Raw genomic sequence first — 23,695 nt, 5'->3', positions numbered from 1 at the left:
ATACTCTGGACTTCATGAACCATTATGTTCCTGTTAAAACGACTCAGCATCAGTGTGGTATTTATCCTGGCAGGCTGCGTTTCGCTGGCCCCTGAATACCAGCGCCCGGCGTCACCGGTACCCCAGCAGTTTTCGCTCTCGCGTAACAGCCTGACGACCGTGGCGGCCGGGTATCAGGACACCGGCTGGCGCCACTTCTTCGTCGACCCGCAGATATCAGGATTGATTGAAGAAGCCCTGAAAAATAACCGCGATGTAAAAATGGCCGCCCTGAAGGTTGAAGAGGCCCGGGCGCAGTTCAGCGTGACCGATGCGGATCGTTATCCTCAGCTAAACGCCTCCTCGGGAATCACCTACAGCGGTGGGCTGAAAAGTGACAAACCCGCCACGCAGCAGTACGACGCCGGTCTGGCGCTTAGCTACGAACTCGACTTTTTCGGCAAGCTGAAGAACCTGAGTGATGCCGACCGACAAAACTTTTTCGCCAGCGAAGAGGCCCGCCGCGCGGTGCATATTCTGCTTGTCTCGAACGTGTCGCAGAGCTATTTCAACCAGCAGCTGGCCTATAAACAGCTGCGCGTTGCCCGGGAAACGCTGAACAACTACCAGCAATCGTATGCTTTCGTTGAGCAACAGCTGGTTACGGGCAGCACCAACGTGCTGGCGCTGGAGCAGGCCCGGGGACAGATTGAAAGTACTCAGGCAGATATTGCCAAAAGAGAGGGGGAGCTGGCGCAGGCCAACAATGCCCTGCAGCTGCTTCTCGGCACGTATCGCACGCCGCCGGGCGACGGCGGGATGAACGCCCGCGACATTGCGCCGGTAAAGCTGCCACCCCATCTTTCATCGGCAATCCTGCTGCAGCGTCCGGATATTATGGAGGCGGAGTATCAGCTTAAAGCGGCCGATGCGAATATCGGCGCGGCGCGCGCCGCCTTTTTCCCGTCCATATCCCTGACCAGCGGCCTTTCAACAGGCAGCACGGAATTATCCAGTCTCTTTTCCGCCGGGAGTGGCATGTGGAACGTTATTCCCAAAATAGACATTCCCATTTTTAATGCCGGCAGAAATAAAGCCAACCTGAATCTCGCCGAAATTCGCCAGCAGCAGTCGGTTGTGAATTACGAGCAAAAAATTCAGGCCGCCTTTAAACAGGTCGCCGACGCGCTTGCGCTGCGGGACAGCCTCAGCCAGCAGCTTGCAGCGCAGCAGCGGTATCTTGATTCGCTAAACATCACCCTGCAGCGTGCCAGAGGGTTATATACCAGCGGCGCGGTGAGCTATATCGAAGTATTAGAAGCGGAACGCTCGCTGTTTTCCACGCAGCAAACCATTCTCGACCTTATTTATGCCCGACAGGTTAATGAAATTAATCTCTTCACCGCGCTGGGCGGCGGCTGGGTCGAATAACCTCATTTAATTAAAAAGGAAATTAAACATGCGCAATTCACTTAACGTCGTTGTATTTGGGGCAATTATTCTGTTTTCTGTCGGCCTTCAGGCTGAGGTTCATCAGCACGCGGAGATGAGCACTGCCAGCGAAGGTGCCTCTGAGCAGGTCATCACCGGAACCGGCATTGTGAAGGACATTGATCTGACGAACAAAAAAGTGACGATTTCTCATGAAGCCATCCCGGAAATTGGCTGGCCCGCGATGACCATGCGTTTTACTTTTATGCAGGCCGACGCGAGTATTACTGCCTTAAAAGTCGGCAGCCACGTGAATTTCTCGTTTGTTCAGCAGGGCAATCTCTCTGTACTCAAGAGTATTAAATAGCGAGAAACGGCATGGCTTCTTTAAAAATAAAATATGCCGCCACGATTATCACCAGCCTTATTGCAGGAGGGCTGATAGCCGTGACGGCATGGCAGACGATGCACTCATCGACAACGCCCGAAAATAGCACATCTGAAAGAAAGGTGCTTTTCTGGTATGACCCGATGAAGCCCGACGTTAAATTCGATAAGCCCGGTAAATCGCCGTTTATGGATATGGATCTGGTGCCGAAGTATGCCGATGAGAATGATAAAAGCAGTGCCGGGATCCGTATTGATCCAACCCAGGTCCAGAACCTGGGATTAAAAACGCAAAAGGTCACGCGCGGAACGCTGAATTATGTCCAGACGATCCCGGCGAACGTCAGCTATAACGACTATCAGTTTGTCATTGTGCAGGCGCGCGCGGAAGGGTTCGTTGAGAAAGTGTATCCGCTGACCCTCGGCGATAAGGTGAAAAAGGGCACGCCGCTGATCGATCTTACAATCCCGGACTGGGTCGAGGCCCAAAGCGAGTTTCTGCTCCTCTCCGGCACCGGCGGTACGCCCACGCAGATAAAAGGGGTACTGGAACGGCTCAGGCTGGCCGGTATGCCGGATGAGGATATTCAGCGACTGCGTGCGACCCGCACTATCCAGACCCGGTTTACCATCAAGGCGCCGATCGACGGGGTTATTACCGCCTTTGACCTGCGCACCGGCATGAATATTTCGAAAGATAAGGTGGTGGCGCAGATTCAGGGGATGGATCCGGTCTGGATCAGCGCGGCCGTCCCTGAGTCGATTGCTTATCTGCTGAAAGACACCTCGCAGTTTGCCATAACGGTACCGGCCTGGCCGGATACCGCCTTCCCGGTTGAAAAATGGAATCTTCTGCCGAGTGTGGACCAAACCACCCGTACGCTGCAGGTGCGCCTGCAGGTTTCAAACAAAGATGAACTGCTGAAGCCGGGCATGAATGCGTACCTGACGCTGAATACCCACAGTCAGGAGATGCTGCTGATCCCGTCTCAGGCCGTTATTGATACCGGCAAAGAGCAGCGCGTCATTACCGTTGATGCAGAGGGGCGCTTTGTGCCGAAACCGATCCACGTTCTGCATGAATCTCAGCAACAGTCCGCTATCGGTTCTGGCCTTAAAGAAGGGGAGTCAGTGGTGGTCAGCGGTCTGTTCCTGATTGACTCTGAGGCCAATATTACCGGCGCGCTGGAGCGTATGCGTCACGCTGAATCCGCTGCCGACGCGCATTCAGGCCATTAAGGAGGCGATGATGATTGAATGGATTATCCGGCGGTCTGTCGCCAACCGTTTCCTGGTCATGATGGGCGCACTGTTTCTCAGCGTCTGGGGAACATGGACTATCATCAACACGCCTGTCGATGCCTTGCCCGATCTGTCTGATGTTCAGGTGATTATCAAAACGAGCTACCCCGGCCAGGCCCCGCAGATTGTGGAAAATCAGGTGACCTATCCGCTCACCACCACCATGCTGTCGGTTCCCGGCGCAAAGACCGTACGCGGCTTTTCTCAGTTTGGTGATTCGTATGTGTATGTAATTTTTGAAGACGGGACCGATCTGTACTGGGCCCGTTCTCGCGTGCTGGAGTACCTGAACCAGGTTCAGGGCAAACTGCCCGCTGGCGTGAGCTCTGAAATCGGCCCGGATGCCACGGGCGTGGGCTGGATCTTTGAATATGCGCTGGTGGATCGCAGTGGAAAGCACGATCTCGCCGAGTTGCGCTCACTGCAGGACTGGTTCCTGAAGTTTGAACTGAAAACTATCCCGAACGTTGCTGAGGTGGCATCGGTGGGCGGCGTGGTGAAGCAGTATCAGATCCAGGTCAACCCGCTTAAACTTGCCCAGTACGGCATCAGCCTGCCCGAAGTTAAGCAGGCCCTTGAGTCGTCTAACCAGGAGGCTGGTGGGTCGTCAGTTGAAATGGCGGAAGCGGAGTATATGGTCCGCGCCAGCGGCTATCTGCAGACGATGGAGGATTTCAATAACATCGTCCTGAAAACCGGCGAAAACGGCGTACCGATTTACCTGCGCGACGTTGCCCGCGTACAAACGGGGCCGGAAATGCGCCGCGGCATCGCCGAATTTAACGGGCAGGGAGAAGTGGCGGGTGGGGTGGTGATCCTGCGTTCTGGCAAAAACGCGCGTGAAGTCATTTCGGCGGTAAAAGACAAACTGGACACATTGAAGGCCAGCCTGCCGGAAGGCGTTGAGATTGTGACGACTTACGATCGCAGCCAGCTCATCGACCGGGCCATTGATAACCTGAGCGGCAAGCTTCTCGAAGAGTTTATTGTGGTGGCCATCGTCTGCGCGCTGTTCCTCTGGCACGTCCGTTCCGCGCTGGTGGCGATTATCTCTCTGCCGCTTGGCCTGTGTATCGCCTTTATCGTCATGCGCTTCCAGGGGCTGAATGCCAATATTATGTCCCTGGGCGGCATTGCCATTGCCGTGGGGGCGATGGTGGACGCCGCCATCGTGATGATTGAAAACGCGCATAAACGGCTGGAAGAGTGGGGTCATCAGCATCCCGGTGAAGACATTGACAACGCCACGCGCTGGAAAGTGATCACCAACGCCTCCGTGGAAGTGGGACCCGCGCTGTTTATCAGCCTGCTGATTATCACCCTGTCGTTCATTCCCATTTTTACCCTTGAGGGGCAGGAAGGGCGATTGTTTGGTCCACTGGCCTTCACAAAAACCTACGCCATGGCGGGGGCGGCCGCGCTGGCTATTATCGTCATTCCGATTCTGATGGGGTTCTGGATCCGGGGGAAAATCCCCGCAGAGAACAGTAACCCGCTGAACCGGCTGCTGATTAACGCCTATCATCCGCTGCTGCTTAAGGTACTCCAGTGGCCAAAAACAACCCTGCTGGTTGCGGGCTTGTCCATCTTCACGGTTATCTGGCCGCTGAGCCAGGTGGGCGGTGAGTTTCTGCCGAAGATCAACGAAGGTGATCTGCTGTATATGCCGTCGACGTTGCCCGGCGTCTCTCCGGCAGAAGCGGCGGCGCTCCTGCAAACCACGGACAAACTGATCAAAACCGTGCCTGAGGTGGCGTCTGTTTTTGGCAAGACCGGAAAAGCAGAAACGGCAACGGACTCCGCGCCGCTCGAAATGGTGGAAACCACTATCCAGCTTAAACCTGAAGATCAGTGGCGGCCCGGCATGACAATTGACAAAATTGTTGAGGAGCTCGACCGGACCGTTCGTTTGCCCGGTCTGGCTAACCTCTGGGTTCCGCCTATTCGCAACCGCATTGATATGCTCTCGACCGGGATCAAAAGCCCGATTGGTATCAAGGTGTCAGGAACCGTGCTGTCGGATATCGACGCCACAGCGCAGAGCATTGAAGCCGTCGCCAGAACGGTGCCGGGGGTGGTGTCTGCCCTGGCAGAGCGTCTGGAAGGCGGGCGCTATATTGATATCGATATTAACCGGGAAAAAGCCTCCCGCTACGGGATGACGGTGGGCGATGTGCAGCTATTTGTTTCATCGGCCATTGGCGGTGCGACGGTAGGGGAAACGGTGGAAGGCGTTGCCCGGTATCCAATTAATATTCGCTATCCTCAGGACTACCGGAACAGCCCGGGCGCGTTGAGGCAGATGCCGATCCTGACGCCAATGAAACAGCAGATTACGCTGGGTGATGTTGCAGAGATTAACGTCGTTTCAGGCCCAACGATGCTGAAAACGGAAAATGCCCGCCCTGCGAGCTGGATCTATATCGATGCCCGCGGCAGGGATATGGTGTCCGTGGTGAACGACATTAAGACCGCCATCGGTCAGAACGTAAAACTGAGGCCGGGGACCAGCGTCTCCTTCTCCGGACAGTTTGAACTGCTTGAGCATGCCAATAAGAAGCTGAAGCTGATGGTGCCGATGACGGTGATGATCATCTTCATTCTGCTCTATCTGGCGTTCCGGCGCGTGGATGAGGCGTTGCTGATCCTGATGAGTCTGCCGTTCGCCCTGGTTGGCGGGATATGGTTCCTTTACTGGCAGGGCTTCCATATGTCTGTCGCAACCGGCACCGGGTTTATCGCCCTGGCCGGGGTGGCGGCAGAGTTTGGGGTGGTCATGCTGATGTATTTGCGTCATGCCATTGAAGCGCATCCGGCGTTGGCACAGCGTGAGACGTTTACAGAGCAGGGGCTTGATGACGCCCTTTACCATGGCGCCGTGCTGCGCGTGCGGCCAAAGGCGATGACCGTCGCGGTGATCATTGCGGGCCTGCTGCCCATTCTCTGGGGGAGCGGTGCAGGATCAGAGGTCATGAGCCGGATTGCGGCGCCGATGATTGGCGGGATGATTACGGCGCCGCTGTTATCGCTGTTTATTATTCCAGCGGCGTACAAGCTAATCTGGCTGCGCAGGCAGAAAACACCCACGGCGGTTCGTGAAGATGACAGAGGGGTCAATACCTGATAAATTAGCTATTCAATAAACTATTCATAAAGCGATTCAAAGCCATGATAAATCGATCCGAAACGCTACGACAACTGCTGAGGCAAGGCCCCATATCGGTAAGGCAACTTACTGATATTATGGGGATTAGTCAGCCAACCGTTTCGCGATCGATGAAAGCGCTTGGCGATGAGGTTGTTCGTATTGGCTCAGGTCCATCTATTCACTATGTGCTACGTGATGCGCATCGCGGGTTCAGTTCGGCTCCCGTTTATCGCATAACGGAAGAGGGTACGGTAAAACCGCTGGGTAAACTCGTTCCGGTTTATCCTGACGGCTTTGTGATGGAGCAAACGGACAATATATGCCTCCATAGCGATGGATTGCCGTGGTGGTTGTTTGACATGCGGCCTCAGGGATACCTTGGCCGGGCGTATGCATCCCGATTTTCATCCGAACTGGGCCTGCCGCCGAATCCAGAGAACTGGAGTGACACTGACGTTATCCGGGCTTTGCTGGCTCACGGGCACGATGCGGTGGGGAACCTGTTAATTGGAGAACAGGCGCGGAATCATTTTGTCGAGATGCCATTGCCTGTTGCCGTGGACCGGGCAACCGCTTATCCGTCACTGGCGCTGGCCGTGAGCGCCGGCGATGTACCGGGCTCCTCTGCAGGCGGCGAGCAGCCAAAATTCTGCACTTACACAGAGCGTGGCCATGTCATTGTGAAGTTCACGGCACCGGACGATAACCCTGTAAGCGAACGCTGGCGAGACCTGCTGCTGGCGGAACATCTGGCGTTAAGGGTGCTTGGCGTCGAAACAGCAGTGTTTGATTTTGGCGGACAGCGCTTCCTTGAGATCCCGCGGTTCGATCGTACGGGACCACTTGGTCGTAAAGGGCTCTTTTCTTTACGTGCGCTTGAGGCGGAGTTTGTCGGCCGGGCAAGAGAAACCTGGCCGGTACTGGTGAACGAGCTGGCAAAGCAGGGTTGTGTTCACCCGGACGCGGTCGCCAGTACGGCAAGGCTTTGGGCGTTTGGCACGCTGATCGGCAATACCGACATGCACCACGGTAATTTGTCGTTTATCAGTTCCCATGGACGACCTTACGATCTTGCGCCAGCCTATGACATGTTGCCCATGGGCTTCGCACCGAAATCAGGAGGCGCACTGGTGAATATGCTGCGTCCGGTTACGTTTATCGACGCGGTCGCAGGAGAAATCTGGCATGAAGCGCTGGAGCTGGCTGAGCGTTTTTATGCTCTGGCCTGCGATTGCCGACAGTTTTCTGCCAATTTCTCGCCATGTCTTGCGGCGTTGCGCAGCCATCTGGACGAGGCGAGGTCAAGGATATCGCGTATGGGATAATGGGGCGGGATGTTTACGAGGGGCAGGCTTAGCGTGGCATATGTGCATCGCGAGTCTGTCTGATCAGCTTGCGCCAGGCGCGATTATGCAGAGTAAATAGCAGCATTTTATAAAAGGCTGTGGAGAGGATAGCACTACCACTAAGCAATAACATGACGATACTCACCAGTGCCGCAGTCAGGCTGACGCCCGGAAAAGGGCTACCGCTCAGCGCGGCCAGCAGATAGGCTGCCGTTAATACCAGGCTTATCACCGCCAGCGCAAGGTGTATCCGTACGGCGCGCATGCTGCCTTTGCCAATCATGAACATCGTCACGCCGTTGATGCCAGCGAAAAGCAGGGCGACCAGTACAACCCACACGAATACGCGTTCAACTGGCTGCCCGAGTGCGGCGAGTACCCCATAGCCCAACCACAGCTGCGGAATGGCGAAACTGATAATCACCCCGAGCGTACTGATTGCTGCCGGAATACCCATGGTATGTAATCCCACAGGATTACCCATCTGTTCGGCCAACTGCGTCTTGAGCTGCTGCAGTTGCGTCGGGGAGGCATTGCTCATGCTGTCGGCCAGCGCGTTACAGTGTTTCAGGCGGTGGGATAAAATTTTAATCATTTGATTATACGGCTTTTAAAAGAGTGAAGGCCCTGATTGATTTTATGATATCCGCTACGGGGCGATAAAGACGATAATGCATCGTCCCGCATGGAAGCGCTATTTCACAACCCCAGCGGCCTGGCCTCCTGTATGAACTCAATCAGAAGGCGAAGCCCGGTCGGCAGTTGCATGGCCTTGCGGGAAAGAAAACCCGTATTGGGTGAGTTGCGCCACGGAAAGAAGGTCTTTGTCGCCACAACGATCTCATCGCGTCTGGCCATTTCTCTCAGCGCTTTTCCTGTGATCTCTTCAGAACTTCCGCCCGAGTAGATATTCGCGGTATCAAAAAAATTAATGCCTGCTTCAAGCGCCTGACGAATGAACGGTCGTGACGCCTTTTCATCCAGGGACCAGGGTTGAGGCAGGCGTTCCGGTTCACCATAGCTCATACAACCGAGGCAAAGACGGGAGACTTTCAAACCGCTACGACCAAGATTCACATACTTCATTCAGTGTTCCTTCTTTTTATTGCCAGCAATTCTGTATACGACAGGGTATTGCACTGACATGAAGGGAACCAGCATGCGCCATCGAATGGTGTTGTGAGCTTTTTTCACTAATGGTCGTAATCGTTATTCATATCATCATTCCTGAAATCATTTAACGCAGTACGACAGACCTAATGGAATAAAAGGGAGGTAACTGAAAATTCACAACATGCTGATTTCTGGAACCGTATGATAATCGACCCACAAAGCCTATTTAACATAATATACATTATGCGAACCAATGAGGAGTTGCTCAAATATAGAGGTTCTTGTGGCTTGCATGGACCCCATCTATGGCTATCGCTCACTATCCGATAAGGTCTTGACCACACCGTATCCTGGCTCAACGTTCATGCAGGTTCTGTGCGCCCGGTGTCTTAGCTGCCGCAAACACTCTCTCGAATGGACAACTCGCTGTACGCATAAATCCCGGATTTGCGGTCGGATCGGTTTCAGCAAACGTCAGCGTAAGCACTTCTCCGGATGAACTCTCCGTTCCGTTACCTCGCGTTCACTTTTCTTTCTTTATAAATACAAAAGCATTTACCTCAGTTTTTTGCCTTAGATAATTTCCGTCTCGTTCTCTGATACTCACACCAACTTCATCTTTCAACTAAAAGTAAAGATCTATGATATATTATGAAACTAACGCCAGGGCAAATTTATATTGTTAGATTGAAAAGTCAATCAAGGTTAAATTATTGCTATTTCCACGCAATTTCGATAATCGCGCATGGAAAGATTTCCGATGACAAATACAATTACATCGAATGTCGGGAATTCCCCGCCCTTCATTACGGTAACGATATATCGATAATTACCTTCAATATTCTTTTATTACAAAGGAAACAATGATGGACGTTAATGATATTATTAAAGTAATGAACGCTCAGAATGAAAAAGCATCATCTTTAAGCCTCAGCAAAGGCGGGTTTGAAGGATGGTTACAGGCAGAATTGTGGTATCACCTTAATATTATGAAAGGAGAAAGCACCGAGCGTGAAGTCCAATACCCGCACTCTCTGACTTACTGTGATTTAGTCTGTGATGCGACCATGACAAAACCGGCTCAATGGGTGGAGGTCAAGGCCTATGGGATCTTCAGGGACGGTGATGAGCCGCGCTTTCTGGATGGCGTCGCTGCTGATGTCATGAAGATTGATGGCAAACCTGCTGATGCATCAGGGTCTGTTTATCTCGTCGTACCCAAAGCCATTTCAGACAAAGTTGAAGCCTTAATAGTGCGGCGTGGCTGGACGAATTTCAAACGTACGGATTCGGTTTATGCCTATATCTATTACGCTGATGTCTGACATTTTGTCACCTGTTACTATGTACTACTACACTCAGGAAATTTTACCATGGCTAAAGAAATAGATAAATCAGGGCAACTTTCTGAAGAAACCAAAGAGGCTTTGAGTTTCTTATCGGAACTCGCAAATAAACAGCTCACTCTTTATAAACTTACTATCACGGATGAATTAAAAAACGCTGAGCAGAGCAAGACCCTGCCTATTACCGCGATCATTAATCGTGATGGACAAACACGTTCATATTTAAAAAAGGAAGCCGACAACATTAATAAGGTTGTTGATGAAGCCGCGGGCATATTTATTGGAGATCAGAGTGTCGCCACCGGCATAGGCAATATGCTCAAACTGCTCATTGCGTCATTCCTTGGTAGCTCAGAGGGTGAAGAGGTCTACAAGGAGAAGTATTTGTGTTACACCGATGGTATTTCATTACTCCGCTTCGATTTTCTTGCCTGGAAGCGAAACGTTAAAACCCAATCGTTGTTAACACATACGGAATCTGTCTCCGCCTACTACTATACGATCTCAGTGGTCGATGCCACAAAAGTTGATTTCCAGACGTTTGCCGCGCTTTATAAGGACGTACTGAAGTCAGGCGGAGAGTCGGCAGAAGAAATCATAAAAAGTCTGGATGACCTGCAAAAGATCTATGATCGGCTTCGCCAAAAAACCAGCGATCAGCTGAAGGCACATATCGAAAACAATTACAGTAGCAAGTCGCTTTTACATCTAATGTAGCACTGTAAAACCTCTGGCATGGATGCCAGAGGTTTCCCGGTTGCCATCGGCTCAGGGGATCTCAGCGTTGCGCCCTGTTGATATAAGCCTGTAAATCCTCAGCCAGAAAATCAAATACCGTTTTGCAGGCCTGACTGTGGCGTAAGTCCTCATGCATCACCAGCCAGGTGTCGAGATGCAATGCAAAAAAATCAGGCATTATCCTCTGTAGTGGCGTTGGAAAATCGGCCAGTTGTACCTGGCACATACCGATACCGGCCCCTGCCCGTATAAGGTTTAATTGGGCAACGTCACTGTCGGTTCGCACGGTAAACAGCTCGCGGTTTAGCTGAGGAAATTGCTTAAGGGACTGTAAAATAAAGGGTGTAATGGTATCGAAACCCACCAGTGTATGGGTGAGTAACTCCTCAATACTTTCCGGTGCACCATGCCGTGACAGATAGGCCGGTGCGGCATGCAGACCTATTTCAATCTTTCCAGTCCGACGCGCAATCAGTTGCTCCTGCACCGGCGTGGTCATGCGTACTGCAATATCCGCTTCTCGATTCAGTAAATCCTGAACGCGATTAGACAGAACCAGCTCAACGGTTATGTGTGGGTATGCATCCTTTAGTCTGGCGATCGCCGAAGGCAGAACCTCCGTGCCGATGATGTCACTGGCAGCAACGCGCACCACGCCGCGTAACCCGGTTGCCCCGGCACTGAAACTGGCCGCCGAGCGCTCAATCATCATGGCGGTGTTTTCCATTGCTTGCGCATGACCCTGGAGTTCGACGGCTGCATCTGTGGCCTGCAGCCCGGTCTGCGAACGGGTAAATAAAACAAGACCAAGGGCTGATTCCAGCGCTGCAATATGGCGTCCGGCTGTTGGCTGGGTAATGGCAAGCCTGCGGGCGGCCCCTGACAAGGACCCCTCTTTCATCACGGCCAAAAAGGTGCGATACCATTCCCATGGGATAGTTAGCTTCATACAAAAATGCATACCTGCCTGGTTATATTATGCAATTACATTTAGCCCGTGTACTCACTAAGATGTCAATCAGGTATCCAGCCAGAGTAAAAAAAATGAAAAACACTAATAAGGTACTGATCCTGGGCGCAACGGGAGGAATTGGTGGCGAAATTGCCCGTAAACTGGTCCGCGATGAATGGGAGGTTCGCGCATTGTGCCGCAGAACTCCGCAAAAGGACGAACACAACTCACGTATCCACTGGATTAGCGGCGATGCGCTAAATGCAGAGCAGGTAGAGGCTGCGGCGTCAGAGTGTAGCGTGATTGTCCATGCCGTTAACCCGCCGGGTTATCGGAACTGGGATCGGCTGGTCTTACCCATGCTTCATCACACCATCAACGCCGCGGAGCGAAACGGAGCGTTAATCGTTCTGCCGGGCACGATTTATAACTACGGTCCCGATGCTTTTCCCCTCTTACGCGAGGATTCTCCTCAGCATCCTGTTACCCGAAAAGGCGCAATACGAGTGCAAATGGAGCAGGCTCTTTCTGACTATGCGCAGCGTGGCGGAAAGGTACTGATTTTGCGTGCGGGGGATTTTTTTGGTCCCCGTGCCGGTAACAACTGGTTTTCACAGGGATTAGTTAAACCGGGTCACCCGCCGCTGATCGTTAAATATCCCGGGAAAGCCGGAACAGGCCATCAGTGGGCATATCTGCCGGATGTCGCCGAAACGTTCGCGGCACTGCTGGCACGTCGGGATGAGCTTGAACCGTTTTCCCGTTTCCACATGCGCGGGCATTGGGATCCTGATGGAACAACAATGGCCGCAGCCATAACATTAGCCGCAGAGCGTGCCGGTATTAAGGCGAAAGTGAAAATGTTTCCCTGGTGGCTGGTCTCCGCGATGAGTCCCTTTAACACCACACTGCGTGAGATGCAGGAGATGCGCTACCTATGGGAGCAGACGGTTGAGATGGACAATTCAAAACTGATTGCTTTTTTAGGCCATGAGCCGCAGACCCCCCTTATTGATGCCGTGCATTCCACATTAGCGGGTCTGGGGTGTATTTAACATAACTTCAACTTCCTCGTTTAGAGAGGATTGAAAACTGTCTGATATACTTAAGTTTTTGATAAATACTGCCCTGAACAAATGGAAATTGAACTGGATAAGAGTTTTAAAGAGCGAATCTTTCATGCCGTCATTTTTGAAGTGACGGCTAACGTTATCATCGCCCTGTCGCTTGCCTGGCTGATGAACGTGTCGGTTCTCCAGTCCGGCTCGCTGTCCGTAATATCTGCACTTACCGCAACGGCCTGGAATTTTGTGTTTAATAAACTCTTTGACTCGCTGCAGAAAAAACGCCAGTTTCAACGAACCTTCCTCGTTCGTGCAATCCATGCGGTTGGTTTTGAAACTGGACTGATCGTCACCTTAATCCCTGTCGCTATGGTGATGCTGAATTTAACAATGACTGAGGCATTTTTTGTTGAAATCGGTCTTGTGCTGTTTTTCCTGCCATACACGATGCTGTTTAACTGGCTTTATGACTACCTGCGCTGGATATGGGTCGGACGGAAACGCTCTGCCGTGTAGCGAGATATCCGTCACAATGACACGCTCCTGAAAGCATGCGACTCCACTCGCCTTCTATACTCTTAATTTCTCTACTTCTTTTCAGGAGTCGACAATGTTTGATCATGTTAAATTCGGCGTGAGTGATTATGAAAAAAGTAAAACGTTCTTCCTGGAGGCGCTAAAGCCGCTTGGGGTGGAGCTCATTGATGAAGGCACGCCAGACTACGGTGTCGAAATGAGTTCAGGTGACGTTTCGCTCTGCCTTTACCAGACACCGGAAAAACCGGCGCCGCTTCATCTGGCGTTTGTTGCTAATACCCGTCAGCAAGTCGATGCGTTTTATCATGCTGCCCTGCGCGCCGGCGGACGGGATAACGGTGGGCCGGGATTACGCCCGTACAGCGAACACTACTATGCCGCTTTCGTCATCGCGCCTGATGGTCATAACATCGAGGCGGTGTGCCATGCGCCGCAGAGCGTGTAGCTCAACGCTTCTTCACTCATGCCCTGAGGCTAGCACCACGGATACTCCTTTATCCGATAACGCGCGGATCCAGTTCTTATCGGTATTGTCTTCAACGACGATAGTATTTACCGAAGACACGTCCCCGATGACGAACGATGAAGCAGCGTTTATCTTTTCCGGAGACGCCAGGACTACCGTTTCGGCGGCTCTGGCGGAAAATGCTCGTTTGATGCATGCCTCTTCAAAATCACCGGTTGTCAGTCCTGCGTCAGGATGGATACCCGTCACACCCATGAAGAACAGATCCGCGTGAATATTTTCGATCCCTTCGATGGCCGCTGCGCCAACCGCGACAATAGAGTGTTTATATAAACGGCCGCCGATCAGAATGACCTCGATGGACGGATGATCGACGAGCCCCAGGGCAATACTCGGGCTGTGCGTGACAACCGTGATACGCAGGTCAGGCGGTAAAAAGGTAATCAGCGCCGACGTTGTGGTGCCACCGTCGACGATCACTACCTGGCCTGATGAAATCAGCTGCGCGCCTTTGCGGGCCACACGTTGTTTTGCATCCATTTTCACAGACTGGCGTTCAGCAAACGGAGCAACGGCGGAGGATGACGGCAGAGCGCCGCCGTGCACTCGCTGTAAACGCCCTTCTGCCGCCAGCTCGCGTAAATCGCGTCGGATGGTGTCTTCTGAAACATCGAAGAGCACGCTGAGTGCTTTAGACTGGACCTGCCCCTCGGCGGTGAGTTTTTCAAGGATCAATTGTTTTCGCTGACTGGTGAGCATCATGACTTCCCGAGGTTGCATGTTTTATCTTGAAACTGCACGATAATGCTGTTTATGATGATTACTCTACGTAAGGAGGAACAAACGTGCAATCAAAACGTGCAGATGTGCGCATCATCAACAGTGAAACGCTGTCAGATAACTGGTACGTCCTTAAAAAATACACCTTCGACCTGCAGCGACGTGATGGTGAATGGCAGCGGCAGCACCGTGAAGTCTACGACCGTGGCAACGGCGCGACGATTCTGCTCTATAACCGCGATAAAAAGACGGTGATCCTGACCCGCCAGTTCCGCTTTCCTGTGTTTATTAATGGCCATGAGGATAATTTGATTGAAGCTGCGGCGGGGTTACTGGACAACATGGATCCCGAAAGCCGCATTAAAGCCGAAGCGGAAGAAGAGACCGGCTTTCGCGTGTCTCGCGTGCAGAAAATCTTTGAAGCCTATATGAGCCCGGGCTCCGTCACGGAAAAACTCTATTTTTATGTTGCCGAGTACCAGCCGAAAGACCGAACCGGCACAGGCGGCGGGATCAAGGCAGAGGGAGAAGATATCGACGTGCTGGAAATGCCCCTTGAAGAGGCACTACGCGGCATTGAAACCGGCAAGATAGTCGACGGGAAAACCATCATGCTGCTTTATCATGTTGCGCTGAAAGGCATTCTGTAACCGCCTGCTCTCCTGACGCCTGCCACGGTGCAGGCGTCTGCCTGTGCTATTCTTGCAGAAGCCTTTAAAACGGAGAACCGAAGATGGCCGACTGGAACCCTGCTCTTTACCTGCAGTACGGCGAAGAAAGAACGCGTCCTGCCGCGGAACTGCTCGCCAGAATTCCTCTTGATGAGGCCGCCACCATTGCCGATCTGGGCTGCGGGCCCGGAAACAGCACAGCGTTGCTAAGGCATCGCTGGCCTTCCGCCCACATCACCGGCGTTGATAACTCCCCTGCCATGCTCGAGGAAGCACGCGCCGCGCTACCTGACTGCCACTTCATTGAGTCCGATATAAGCCAGTACAAACCGGCTCAGCCCCTGAGCCTGATCTATGCCAACGCGTCGCTGCAATGGGTTCCTGACCATTACACGCTGCTGCCTCACCTTGTCTCCCTGCTCAGGTTAAACGGCGTACTAGCGATCCAGATGCCTGACAACTGGCTGGAACCCACGCATGTGGCAATGCGTGAAGTGGCGCTGGAGCAAGACTACCCTGACCGCGGCCGCGAAGCTCTGCCGGGCGTACATGCCTATTACGACATCCTGTCGGAGGCCGGTTGCGACGTAGATATCTGGCGGACCACCTATTTCCATAAAATGAATTCGCACCAGGCGATTATCGACTGGGTCAGCGCCACCGGTTTACGCCCATGGCTCCAGGAATTGAATGAAAGCGAGCAGAAACGTTTTCTGAAACGCTACCATGAACTGCTGGAAGAGCAGTATCCGCTCCAGGAAAACGGGCAGATACTGCTGGCTTTTCCGCGGTTGTTTATCGTCGCTCAACGTCAGCCCTGAGCCGATTATGAACGGGCTTCTTTGAGCAACTGCTGAATAACCTTTTCCTGTTGCTCATAATCACCTTCGCCAAAGGCGGTATAGCGCAGCTGCCCTTTGGCATCAAAATAGTAATGTGCGGGCCAGTACTGATTGCCGAACGCATTCCAGATTTGATAGTTGTTGTCCGTCACCACCCGATACGGCAGTTGCCATTTATTGACCGCATTTTTTACCGACGAAAGAGGTTTTTCCCAGGGATATTCCGGAGTATGGACCCCAATCACGACCAACCCCTGAGATTGGTATTTGGTGGCCCAGTCCCGCACATGGGGGAGCGTATGCTGGCAGTTGATACAGTCCCACGTCCAGAAATCGATCAGAACAACCTTCCCCCGCAATGATTCAGACGTGACAGGGTCACCATTTATCCACCCTGTTCCACCGCTTAGCGACGGCAACTGGCTGCTGGGTTCGGTCATGACTACCGGCTGGAGCTTCACCGGCGTGGTCGCAGGCTTCGCCAGATTTAAGAGCGCGGTCTCAAGACGGTCTGCGACGCCGTTTGCCCCTTTCAGCAGCGAAGTCATCCCTGTCGCGTTCAGGACGACTGCCGCTAACATCACCACTCCCGCCCCCTGGCGCAGCTTCGCCATCAGTGCCGACTTTGCTCTTAACGGTGCCATCAGCGTGCGGCCGCCGAACCCGAGCAAACCCAGCATCAGCGCGCATCCGCTGCCATAGGCGGCCAGCAGTGCGCCGGTAGCGATGGCCGAATGCCCCGCGATATTAATGCTGAAAATAGCGCCCAGAATGGGCCCCGCGCAGGGTGACCAGAGCAACCCGACCGCCAGCCCGGCCAGAAACGCTGATGCCATACCGCGCGTTTGTCCGCTTCGGGTGTTGAGGACGTTTCCGGCGCTCACGGCAGGGCCCGCCATGCGCTGGGCGAAGGACGGGAAAATTAAGGCCAGCGCGGCGGCGGCCAGAATGACGAGCGCGATCCAGCGCCCGATAAGGGTGGCTTGCGTTATCCACTCGCTGGCGACAGTGACGACCATCGCGACCAGAGTGAACATCACGATCATCCCCGCGAGCAGCGCCAGAATATGGCGCCGCTGCCCCTGAAAACCGGCAAACAGGAGTGGAATAACCGGGAGCGTACATGGACTGAGCAGGCTGATCATCCCGCCCAGAAAAGCGATTACCAGAAACATAGTGACCTCACAAAACAAGTCCTGCGACGCTGCAGTGAGGCTATTTCATCGTACGGATGTGTTCCGGATGTGTGCAAATTCACAGGTTTTGTCTGGCTTTGTATCCTGGTAGCGGGAGATACAAAGCCGTACAATTAACGGCGCGGAAGCGTAATGGAGACCTGCAGCCCGCCCCCGGCGCGATTCGCCAGATTCAGCTTTCCTTCAAGCTGAGCGGTGAGCTGCGCGGCGATCGCCAGGCCAAGCCCCGTTCCGCCGGTATCGCGGTTGCGTGATGTTTCAACCCGATAAAATGGCTGTAAAACCGCCTCAAGCTCGGCGTCGGGGATCCCCGGTCCGTCGTCCGCAATGTGAATAACTACCTCGCTCTCAGACGAATCATCTATCGCAATCGTGGCTCGCTCGCCGAATTTGAGAGCGTTATCCAACAGGTTGGTCATTACCCGTCGTAGCGCCTGCGGGCGCGTAACAATCGGCAGGCGGGTCTCGTTTGCCTGAAACTGCACGTTTTTACCGATATCCTGATAATCGCAGGCGATGCAGTTGACCCAGGCGTTGAGCTCCAGCTTAAGAGAGGTCTCTTCCAGGGATTCTGATGACCGGGCATAGGCAATACCCTCCCGCACCAGACGCGTCATGCTATCAAGATCGTTCAGGAGCTTGTCGCGAAGTTCAGGTTCCCCGGCCATTTCGACGCGCAATTTCATGCGGGTTATGGGGGTCTGGAGATCGTGTGAAATGGACGCCAGAATCTGTGCGCGCTCCCGCAGGTAGGACTGAATACGCGTCTGCATCGCATTGAAGGCGTGCGCTGCCCGCTGTACCTCCAGTGGCCCTTTCTCGGTCATTGGCGTGCTGGACGCGGGATCCAGAGAATCCACCGCACGGGTAAAGTGCGAAAAAGGCCGCACCACCTGCCGCACGGCTATCCAGGAGCAGGCCGCCAGAAGCAGCAATTGCAGGATGAGCACCACCGGTAGCCAGCTGGCGACGGGCGGCATGCGTGGGATCAGATCGATGGTCAGCGGCGCACCATCGTGTAACGTAAGATGAGCCTGAATATGGGAAACGGCCCCAGAAACCGCGGTAAAGCTGAGCGGGTACTGTGCCGTGAGCGTCGCGGTCAGGGTGCGGATGGCATCCTTTGAACGCTTATCCGTCGGCGCGGCGCCGGGCTCTCCGCGGCCCAGGATATACCGATAGTTACCCCGTTCGAGCCGCCCAAGCCAGGCGGCGCGTTCACTGGCCGGTAACCGGTCTAAAATGGCGACGCTCGTTGCGACATCGTTTTCCAGATTGCCGAGCATCACCGTGCGGGCGCTGTGCATGCGTTCAATCATGACCAGCGTCAGGCTCAGGGCGTTCGCCAGCAGCAGACCGGTCAGCACAACGATCAGTAAACGGGCCAGTAGCGAGCGTGGCCAGAGCCTCATTCATTAGCCTCTTTAATAATCACCGGCATGGTAAAAACATAACCTTCGCTGCGCACGGTTTTGATATAGGCGGGTGTGCGGGCATCTTCATTCAGACGCTGACGAACACGACTCACCAGCAGGTCGATTGAACGTTCAAACAGCTCGGCGTCGCGCCCCTGCGTCAGGTTAAGCAACTGATCCCGGGTCAGCACGCGCTGAGGATGGTCCAGGAACACGCGCAGCAGGCGATACTCCGCCCCGCTGAGCGCCACAATCACCCCTTCAGGATCGATTAAGTGGCGGGCGACGGTATCAAGCTGCCATTCACCGAACATCACCAGCCGCCCGGCTTCCGTTACCTGTAAATTGGGCGGCATTGTGCGAAAACGACGTAAAATGGCTTTGATGCGCGCCAGGAGTTCCCGGGCGACAAACGGCTTCACCACGTAGTCATCCGCGCCCATTTCCAGGCCCAGGATCCTGTCCGTCTCTTCGTTGCGCGCCGTCAGCATCAGAATGGGCAGATCTTTATGTTTGCCGCTGCGCAACTGTCGGCATAGCGTAAGTCCGTCATCGCCGGGCATCATGACATCCAGCACCACCAGGTCGATATGCTGTTTATCCAGCACGGCACGCATCTCTTTGCCGTTGGCCGCGCCCGTCGCGCGGTAGCCAGATTTTCCGAGATAATCGACAATCAGTTCACGAATATCCCTGTCGTCATCGACGACAAGGATATGATCAATATGCTCCACCGAACTCTCCAGACTGAGGGGTAACGTATTGAAAATAGCACATATCACAGCTTATCCGCGTCGATAACCGCCTTGACGAAATCCTGCGGATCTTCCTGAGGCGGGTTGTGCCCCACGGTTGCGCCGAAGGTCCGGTGCTCATATTTACCGGTAAATTTAGCTGCATAGGCCTGTGGTGCCGGGTGCGGCGCGCCGTTGTTTCCGCCCTCAATGGTGATGGTCGGGACGGTAATGTTCGGCAAGGTGGCCAGTTTTCGCTCGTAGCTGTCATATTTCCTTTCCCCTTTTTCCAGCCCTAACCGCCAGCGATAGTTGCTGAGCGTCACCGCGACGTGATCCGGGTTATCAAGGGATTTGGCGCTGGCGTTAAAGACCGCATCGCTAAATTTCCAGTCGGGCGATGCCTGCGACCAGATTAAGCGCGCGAAGTCATGCGTGTTTTTGGCATAGCCTTGTGCGCCGCGCGCGGTGGCGAAATAGAACTGATACCACCACTGCTGCTCGGCTTTTGGCGGCAGCGGCTGTTTACCAATCTGCTGGCTGCTGATGAGATATCCGCTCACCGAGACCAGAGATTTCACGCGCTCTGGCCACAAAGCCGCGACGATATCTGCCGTACGGGCTCCCCAGTCGTATCCGGCAAATACCGCTTGTCTGATATTCAGGGCGTCCATCAGGTTGACGATGTCTTTCGCCATGGCCGAAGGCTGACCGTTGCGCGGCGTTTTTGCTGACAGGAAGCGCGTGGTGCCGTAGCCGCGCAGCGAAGGCACAATGACGCGGTAGCCTTTTGCCGCCAGCGCGGGTGCGACTTCGGCGTAGCTGTGAATATCGTAAGGCCAGCCGTGTAACAAAATGACCGGTTGACCCTCTTTCGGGCCGATATCGACATAACCGACGTTTAGATCGCCGGCGTTAATTTGCTGCGGGTGATCAAAGGCGGCCGCGACGTTTGTGCCGGTGACTTCGGCCTGACAGGACATCACGGTGCCAAGAGAAACGGTCAATGCGAGGGTTGAGTAAGCAAGTTTGCTGAACATGTTGGTATCTCCGGTTGAGTACAATTCATGGGGATATCACAACATCTCAATGTATAGCGGATATGTGCGAATGCGGGTTTATTGCAAGCCTGTGTAAGTATCAGCAACGCGGATACAGTGTGATACAAACCCAGGCGTTTTAGCGTTATAGCGAGAGGCGGTAGCGAACGTAGTCGTCAGCCTCAGCGTATTTGTCATAGAGTTTACGCGCCGGGTTGTTCTCCCGGGTAACCCAATACAGTTTTGACCACCCTTCACGCTTGCCTTCCTCAATCAGGGCATCAATGAGTGCTTTACCCGCTCCTGCCCCACGTTCGGAGGCATCCACAAACAGGTCTTCAAGGTAACAGACTGGGGCCGTTGACCAGGTGCCTTCATGCAGAATGCACATCGCAAAACCGATGACCTTTTTGTCCTTCTCTACCACGCGGCAGAACATGGGTGAGCTTTCAGATAGCGCCCTTTCCCATGTTGATGCCGTGACCGACTCATCAAGGTAGCAGTCATAAAAATGGGTATAGCCGTCCCACAGCGGTCGCCACTGGACGTAATCGTCTGCGCGTAAAGGTCTTACCGTAACAGCCATGCGTTCCTCACATTACACATTGATTGCCATTTCAAAACAGCGTAAATCAGCGCCCGCCATGCGCGAGTGATGATATTTTTCGTTCAGCGTGACAAAGCCCAGTTTCTGGTAAAACGTCCACGCGTTAGGCGTTGCATCGAGCGTCAGGCGGGTTATCCCCCGGCTGCGGGCTTCTTGTTTGAGCGCCTCGATAATTCGGGTCGCCATGCCTTTACCGGTTGCCGCGGGCAAGGTGAATATCGCCTCCAGACAGTGGGTATCCAGATCCAGATAACCGGTCGCCGCGACGTGGCCCTTTTCATCTTCCACCACGTAAAATGGATATTCAATGACCATCTGCCGGTAGCGTTCGGGCATCAGATCGGGCGTCCAGCGCGCAATGACATCCGCGTCGTAGCTGGTTTTACAGCCGTGACGAATCGCCTGATTGCGAATATTCCAGAGTGTTTCGGCTTCCTGCGGATTCGCTTTTCGTAACGTCATATCACCTCTTTAACGGCCTTTTAACCGGATTTCACGTGCAACGCTGGCAAGATGCTGAGTGCGACAATAGAGGGTAAACAGCACAAAGCCGCTGCTATTCATCACCCTCCGACAAAGTATCAGCGCGAAGGATGCAATGACCAGTGGCCAAAGGCTCCCGTCATGAGAGAACAGGAGAAGCAGCGCCTGAACGAAGGTCATGACCAGCAGAAAGATGAACACTGCCATCAACCCCAACAATCCTGACGTCACCCCTCGGGCCAAAAGCACGCTGATAACAATGAGCGCGCCAGTCATGATTAATGATGGTACGAAAAAACTCAGCGCATGCTGTAAAGGGGACAAACCGTGCAACGTGCTGAGAAAAGGCAGAAGGTTTAACGCAAACGCCACCAAAAACAGAGGTAACAATGCCGCGACCGGATAAGGATTTTGACGCGGAAGCTCGCTGAGGGGACGCGACAAAAACCGTTCCTCTTTACCCTGCTGGAGGAGATCCTGAAAAACCCGTCCGACTAAAAAATCCAAAAAACGCATCTATATTTCGCCCATTTTTGGTAGTGAATAACCACAGCACGCCGCGACAGAATGTGATAGAGATGAAAATACCAGAACGCAAACAAAAGCATAACGCTTAAATATGGAGATAGGCGGATGACGATACCGACGCTCACGACAGAACGCTTGCTGCTAAAACCGCTGGTTGCCGAAGATGCGGTCCAGATACAAAAGCTCTATCCACGCTGGGAGATCGTCCGCTATATGGTCTCTTCCGTGCCCTGGCCCTACCCGGATGACGGCGCGGAAAATTATGTTAACAACGTGGCGCTGCCGGATATGGCAAAAGGGATTGCGTGGTTCTGGAGCATAAGACGTCGCGAGGTGCCGGATGCGCTGATGGGCATTATCTGTCTGTACGATATTGAAGATAACAACCGCGGGTTCTGGCTGGCGCCGGAATTTCAGGGACAGGGATATATGCGCGAGGCCAGCATTGCGGCAACGGATTACTGGTTCAATACGCTGAACAAACCGGTCTTACGCGCGCCGAAGGCCGCCGCCAACAGCCGCTCCCGTCGTATTTCAGACAGTAGCGGCATGCGGCTTATCAAAACGGAACAGAAAGCGTACGTCAGCGGCGTGCTGGATTCTGAGCTGTGGGAGATCACCCGCGACGAGTGGAACGCCCGTCAGGTCAATTGATAGTGCTTATCCGGCATCAGCCTTTCCGGAATGTGCTCTTCATCGTTCATCTGCAGCAGATCGCGCTCCATCATGTTGCAGATGGCGTCCAGCGGCAGGTCGTTATCTTCGGTGCCAAACGGATCTTCCAGCTCTTCCGCCAGGGTATCCAGCGAGATAAAGGTGTAGGAAATCAGGGCCGAGACGAAGGGCGTCATGTAGTGCAGGTCCACAACCAGCGCGAACGGCAGCATGATGCAGAACAGATACACCGTGCGGTGCAGAATCAGCGTATAGGCAAACGGCACCGGCGTTGTCGCAATCCGCTCGCAGCCTGAAAGGACGATGGACATGTCGTTGAGTCGGTTATTCAGGCTGTGAAACAGAATGTCTGAGAGTTGCCCGTTACGTCGCCGCACGGCCAGCCACTCCCCCATGATCAGCAAAATACGGTTCGCCGGTGAGTTGGCGTCCATGACTTTAGGTAAATCATCCGCAGCGAGATAGCGTGACAGTTGCTCAGCGTTCAGTTCCCGGCGCAGGGTCATGCGCAGACAGTTGGCAAAAGCAATTTGCAGTCGAACGAATTCGCCCAGATGCTTATCGTCGGGCAAGGTGTTTTTTACCTCGCGAAACAGCGAGCGTGCCGCTATCATCAGCTGTCCCCAGAGCAGCCGGGCTTCAACGTAGCGGGAATAACAGGCGTTGTTTCTGAAACCCAGAAAGATAGCGATCGCCACGCCGAGAATGCTGAATGGCGCCACGGTAAATTTAATACCCAGCGAGGTATACCACGGCAGCATCAGGATAACGGCGATAGAGAGCAGGAAGTTGAGCAGCAATCGGGTATAGATCTTGGGAAGTACCGAACCGTGCCAGACAAAAATCAGTTGTAGCCAGTGCTGTTTAGGACGAACGATCATAGTGAGTTTCAGGAAAGAAAAGAGCGAGGCTATT

Annotated in this window: 24 protein-coding genes and 1 pseudogene; 13 read left to right on the top strand and 12 right to left on the bottom strand. The window is 53.6% G+C overall.

Annotated elements, in window-relative coordinates; all coding sequences use genetic code 11:
* Positions 1-24 precede the first annotated feature (24 nt).
* Genes C1N69_RS11215 through yjjJ form a run of 5 tightly spaced genes read left to right on the top strand, consistent with a single transcriptional unit; the run spans position 25 to position 7,572 of the window.
* Positions 25-1,410, top strand: coding sequence for an efflux transporter outer membrane subunit (locus C1N69_RS11215; protein ID WP_155031187.1), 1,386 nt, complete (start codon positions 25-27; stop codon positions 1,408-1,410).
* Between the two features lie 28 nt (positions 1,411-1,438).
* Complete coding sequence (gene cusF, locus C1N69_RS11210; RefSeq protein ID WP_047958608.1) at positions 1,439-1,777, top strand: cation efflux system protein CusF; 339 nt, start codon at positions 1,439-1,441, stop codon at positions 1,775-1,777.
* Between the two features lie 11 nt (positions 1,778-1,788).
* A complete protein-coding gene (locus tag C1N69_RS11205; RefSeq protein ID WP_047958607.1) occupies positions 1,789-3,036 on the top strand; it encodes an efflux RND transporter periplasmic adaptor subunit in 1,248 nt (415 codons plus the stop codon).
* Positions 3,037-3,046: 10 nt separating this feature from the next.
* Positions 3,047-6,223 carry a Cu(+)/Ag(+) efflux RND transporter permease subunit SilA gene (gene silA, locus C1N69_RS11200; protein WP_155031924.1) on the top strand — a complete coding sequence of 1,059 codons (3,177 nt, stop codon included), beginning with the start codon at positions 3,047-3,049 and terminating at the stop codon, positions 6,221-6,223.
* Between the two features lie 44 nt (positions 6,224-6,267).
* Positions 6,268-7,572, top strand: a complete 1,305-nt coding sequence (yjjJ, locus tag C1N69_RS11195; protein WP_155031186.1) for a type II toxin-antitoxin system HipA family toxin YjjJ — start codon at positions 6,268-6,270, stop codon at positions 7,570-7,572.
* Between the two features lie 28 nt (positions 7,573-7,600).
* Here the strand turns inward: yjjJ and C1N69_RS11190 are convergent, their stop codons facing one another.
* Both C1N69_RS11190 and C1N69_RS11185 read right to left on the bottom strand, forming a co-directional pair.
* On the bottom strand, positions 7,601-8,188 hold the full coding sequence (locus tag C1N69_RS11190; RefSeq protein WP_155031185.1) for a hypothetical protein: 588 nt from the start codon (positions 8,186-8,188) through the stop codon (positions 7,601-7,603).
* Between the two features lie 170 nt (positions 8,189-8,358).
* Positions 8,359-8,679: pseudogene (locus tag C1N69_RS11185) on the bottom strand (aldo/keto reductase); the annotation flags it as partial.
* A gap of 890 nt (positions 8,680-9,569) precedes the next feature.
* Here C1N69_RS11185 and C1N69_RS11180 point away from each other — a divergent pair.
* The gene (locus C1N69_RS11180) at positions 9,570-10,031 is read left to right on the top strand and encodes a hypothetical protein (protein ID WP_154232937.1); all 462 of its coding nucleotides are present in this window, start codon (positions 9,570-9,572) and stop codon (positions 10,029-10,031) included.
* Positions 10,032-10,079: 48 nt separating this feature from the next.
* Entirely contained in the window at positions 10,080-10,769 is a 690-nt protein-coding gene (locus C1N69_RS11175) for a hypothetical protein (RefSeq protein ID WP_059386538.1), read from the top strand.
* Positions 10,770-10,830: 61 nt separating this feature from the next.
* Here C1N69_RS11175 and C1N69_RS11170 read toward each other — a convergent pair whose 3' ends face one another.
* Positions 10,831-11,739 carry a LysR family transcriptional regulator gene (locus tag C1N69_RS11170; protein ID WP_155031184.1) on the bottom strand — a complete coding sequence of 303 codons (909 nt, stop codon included), beginning with the start codon at positions 11,737-11,739 and terminating at the stop codon, positions 10,831-10,833.
* Between the two features lie 95 nt (positions 11,740-11,834).
* Here C1N69_RS11170 and C1N69_RS11165 point away from each other — a divergent pair, with 95 nt between their 5' ends.
* The 3 genes from C1N69_RS11165 (at position 11,835) to C1N69_RS11155 (ending at position 13,788) form a co-directional block, all read left to right on the top strand.
* Positions 11,835-12,797 (top strand): NAD-dependent epimerase/dehydratase family protein, encoded by a 963-nt coding sequence (locus C1N69_RS11165; protein WP_059386540.1) that lies wholly within the window; start codon positions 11,835-11,837, stop codon positions 12,795-12,797.
* Positions 12,798-12,878: 81 nt separating this feature from the next.
* Positions 12,879-13,322, top strand: coding sequence for a PACE efflux transporter (locus C1N69_RS11160; protein ID WP_025756445.1), 444 nt, complete (start codon positions 12,879-12,881; stop codon positions 13,320-13,322).
* Positions 13,323-13,416: 94 nt separating this feature from the next.
* Entirely contained in the window at positions 13,417-13,788 is a 372-nt protein-coding gene (locus tag C1N69_RS11155) for a VOC family protein (protein ID WP_025756444.1), read from the top strand.
* 12 nt (positions 13,789-13,800) lie between these two features.
* Here the strand turns inward: C1N69_RS11155 and C1N69_RS11150 are convergent, their stop codons facing one another.
* A complete protein-coding gene (locus C1N69_RS11150) occupies positions 13,801-14,568 on the bottom strand; it encodes a DeoR/GlpR family DNA-binding transcription regulator (RefSeq protein WP_155031923.1) in 768 nt (255 codons plus the stop codon).
* Positions 14,569-14,654: 86 nt separating this feature from the next.
* On the opposite strand from C1N69_RS11150, the gene C1N69_RS11145 reads away from it, so the two are divergent.
* Together C1N69_RS11145 and tam are read left to right on the top strand one after the other, a co-directional pair.
* On the top strand, positions 14,655-15,239 hold the full coding sequence (locus C1N69_RS11145; protein ID WP_025756442.1) for an NUDIX hydrolase: 585 nt from the start codon (positions 14,655-14,657) through the stop codon (positions 15,237-15,239).
* 83 nt (positions 15,240-15,322) lie between these two features.
* Positions 15,323-16,081 (top strand): trans-aconitate 2-methyltransferase, encoded by a 759-nt coding sequence (gene tam / locus C1N69_RS11140; RefSeq protein WP_155031183.1) that lies wholly within the window; start codon positions 15,323-15,325, stop codon positions 16,079-16,081.
* 5 nt (positions 16,082-16,086) lie between these two features.
* Here the strand turns inward: tam and C1N69_RS11135 are convergent, their stop codons facing one another.
* From C1N69_RS11135 to C1N69_RS11105, 7 genes are all read right to left on the bottom strand, one after another.
* Positions 16,087-17,277 carry a cytochrome c biogenesis protein/redoxin gene (locus tag C1N69_RS11135; protein WP_155031182.1) on the bottom strand — a complete coding sequence of 397 codons (1,191 nt, stop codon included), beginning with the start codon at positions 17,275-17,277 and terminating at the stop codon, positions 16,087-16,089.
* Positions 17,278-17,411: 134 nt separating this feature from the next.
* Positions 17,412-18,710 (bottom strand): HAMP domain-containing sensor histidine kinase, encoded by a 1,299-nt coding sequence (locus C1N69_RS11130; protein WP_155031181.1) that lies wholly within the window; start codon positions 18,708-18,710, stop codon positions 17,412-17,414.
* Positions 18,707-19,447 carry a response regulator gene (locus tag C1N69_RS11125; protein ID WP_025756438.1) on the bottom strand — a complete coding sequence of 247 codons (741 nt, stop codon included), beginning with the start codon at positions 19,445-19,447 and terminating at the stop codon, positions 18,707-18,709. Before C1N69_RS11125 ends, C1N69_RS11130 begins: the two co-directional genes overlap by 4 nt.
* Positions 19,448-19,491: 44 nt before the next feature.
* Positions 19,492-20,487, bottom strand: coding sequence for an alpha/beta fold hydrolase (locus C1N69_RS11120; RefSeq protein ID WP_155031180.1), 996 nt, complete (start codon positions 20,485-20,487; stop codon positions 19,492-19,494).
* Between the two features lie 145 nt (positions 20,488-20,632).
* Positions 20,633-21,073, bottom strand: coding sequence for a GNAT family N-acetyltransferase (locus C1N69_RS11115; protein ID WP_095451311.1), 441 nt, complete (start codon positions 21,071-21,073; stop codon positions 20,633-20,635).
* A gap of 12 nt (positions 21,074-21,085) precedes the next feature.
* Complete coding sequence (locus tag C1N69_RS11110) at positions 21,086-21,556, bottom strand: GNAT family N-acetyltransferase (protein ID WP_095440673.1); 471 nt, start codon at positions 21,554-21,556, stop codon at positions 21,086-21,088.
* A gap of 9 nt (positions 21,557-21,565) precedes the next feature.
* On the bottom strand, positions 21,566-22,093 hold the full coding sequence (locus C1N69_RS11105) for a hypothetical protein (protein WP_155031179.1): 528 nt from the start codon (positions 22,091-22,093) through the stop codon (positions 21,566-21,568).
* A gap of 117 nt (positions 22,094-22,210) precedes the next feature.
* On the opposite strand from C1N69_RS11105, the gene C1N69_RS11100 reads away from it, so the two are divergent.
* On the top strand, positions 22,211-22,759 hold the full coding sequence (locus tag C1N69_RS11100; protein ID WP_047958592.1) for a GNAT family N-acetyltransferase: 549 nt from the start codon (positions 22,211-22,213) through the stop codon (positions 22,757-22,759).
* Here the strand turns inward: C1N69_RS11100 and C1N69_RS11095 are convergent.
* Positions 22,747-23,661 carry a bestrophin family protein gene (locus C1N69_RS11095; protein WP_047958591.1) on the bottom strand — a complete coding sequence of 305 codons (915 nt, stop codon included), beginning with the start codon at positions 23,659-23,661 and terminating at the stop codon, positions 22,747-22,749. The genes C1N69_RS11100 and C1N69_RS11095 overlap by 13 nt on opposite strands.
* Positions 23,662-23,695 lie beyond the last annotated feature (34 nt).

It is taken from the genome of Enterobacter sichuanensis, assembly GCF_009036245.1.
GTDB classification, from domain to species: Bacteria; Pseudomonadota; Gammaproteobacteria; order Enterobacterales; family Enterobacteriaceae; genus Enterobacter; species Enterobacter sichuanensis.
This window is presented reverse-complemented; position numbering and strand designations above follow the sequence as displayed.

What these genes read in the sequence shown, in the direction of transcription:
- C1N69_RS11215 (WP_155031187.1), top strand. Translation starts at nt 25, where the DNA reads ATGTTCCTGTTAAAACGACTCAGCATCAGTGTGGTATTTATCCTGGCA.
- cusF (WP_047958608.1), top strand. Translation starts at nt 1,439, where the DNA reads ATGCGCAATTCACTTAACGTCGTTGTATTTGGGGCAATTATTCTGTTT.
- C1N69_RS11205 (WP_047958607.1), top strand. Translation starts at nt 1,789, where the DNA reads ATGGCTTCTTTAAAAATAAAATATGCCGCCACGATTATCACCAGCCTT.
- silA (WP_155031924.1), top strand. Translation starts at nt 3,047, where the DNA reads ATGATTGAATGGATTATCCGGCGGTCTGTCGCCAACCGTTTCCTGGTC.
- yjjJ (WP_155031186.1), top strand. Translation starts at nt 6,268, where the DNA reads ATGATAAATCGATCCGAAACGCTACGACAACTGCTGAGGCAAGGCCCC.
- C1N69_RS11190 (WP_155031185.1), bottom strand. Translation starts at nt 8,188, where the DNA reads ATGATTAAAATTTTATCCCACCGCCTGAAACACTGTAACGCGCTGGCC.
- C1N69_RS11180 (WP_154232937.1), top strand. Translation starts at nt 9,570, where the DNA reads ATGATGGACGTTAATGATATTATTAAAGTAATGAACGCTCAGAATGAA.
- C1N69_RS11175 (WP_059386538.1), top strand. Translation starts at nt 10,080, where the DNA reads ATGGCTAAAGAAATAGATAAATCAGGGCAACTTTCTGAAGAAACCAAA.
- C1N69_RS11170 (WP_155031184.1), bottom strand. Translation starts at nt 11,739, where the DNA reads ATGAAGCTAACTATCCCATGGGAATGGTATCGCACCTTTTTGGCCGTG.
- C1N69_RS11165 (WP_059386540.1), top strand. Translation starts at nt 11,835, where the DNA reads ATGAAAAACACTAATAAGGTACTGATCCTGGGCGCAACGGGAGGAATT.
- C1N69_RS11160 (WP_025756445.1), top strand. Translation starts at nt 12,879, where the DNA reads ATGGAAATTGAACTGGATAAGAGTTTTAAAGAGCGAATCTTTCATGCC.
- C1N69_RS11155 (WP_025756444.1), top strand. Translation starts at nt 13,417, where the DNA reads ATGTTTGATCATGTTAAATTCGGCGTGAGTGATTATGAAAAAAGTAAA.
- C1N69_RS11150 (WP_155031923.1), bottom strand. Translation starts at nt 14,568, where the DNA reads ATGCTCACCAGTCAGCGAAAACAATTGATCCTTGAAAAACTCACCGCC.
- tam (WP_155031183.1), top strand. Translation starts at nt 15,323, where the DNA reads ATGGCCGACTGGAACCCTGCTCTTTACCTGCAGTACGGCGAAGAAAGA.
- C1N69_RS11135 (WP_155031182.1), bottom strand. Translation starts at nt 17,277, where the DNA reads ATGTTTCTGGTAATCGCTTTTCTGGGCGGGATGATCAGCCTGCTCAGT.
- C1N69_RS11130 (WP_155031181.1), bottom strand. Translation starts at nt 18,710, where the DNA reads ATGAGGCTCTGGCCACGCTCGCTACTGGCCCGTTTACTGATCGTTGTG.
- C1N69_RS11120 (WP_155031180.1), bottom strand. Translation starts at nt 20,487, where the DNA reads ATGTTCAGCAAACTTGCTTACTCAACCCTCGCATTGACCGTTTCTCTT.
- C1N69_RS11115 (WP_095451311.1), bottom strand. Translation starts at nt 21,073, where the DNA reads ATGGCTGTTACGGTAAGACCTTTACGCGCAGACGATTACGTCCAGTGG.
- C1N69_RS11110 (WP_095440673.1), bottom strand. Translation starts at nt 21,556, where the DNA reads ATGACGTTACGAAAAGCGAATCCGCAGGAAGCCGAAACACTCTGGAAT.
- C1N69_RS11105 (WP_155031179.1), bottom strand. Translation starts at nt 22,093, where the DNA reads ATGCGTTTTTTGGATTTTTTAGTCGGACGGGTTTTTCAGGATCTCCTC.
- C1N69_RS11100 (WP_047958592.1), top strand. Translation starts at nt 22,211, where the DNA reads ATGACGATACCGACGCTCACGACAGAACGCTTGCTGCTAAAACCGCTG.
- C1N69_RS11095 (WP_047958591.1), bottom strand. Translation starts at nt 23,661, where the DNA reads ATGATCGTTCGTCCTAAACAGCACTGGCTACAACTGATTTTTGTCTGG.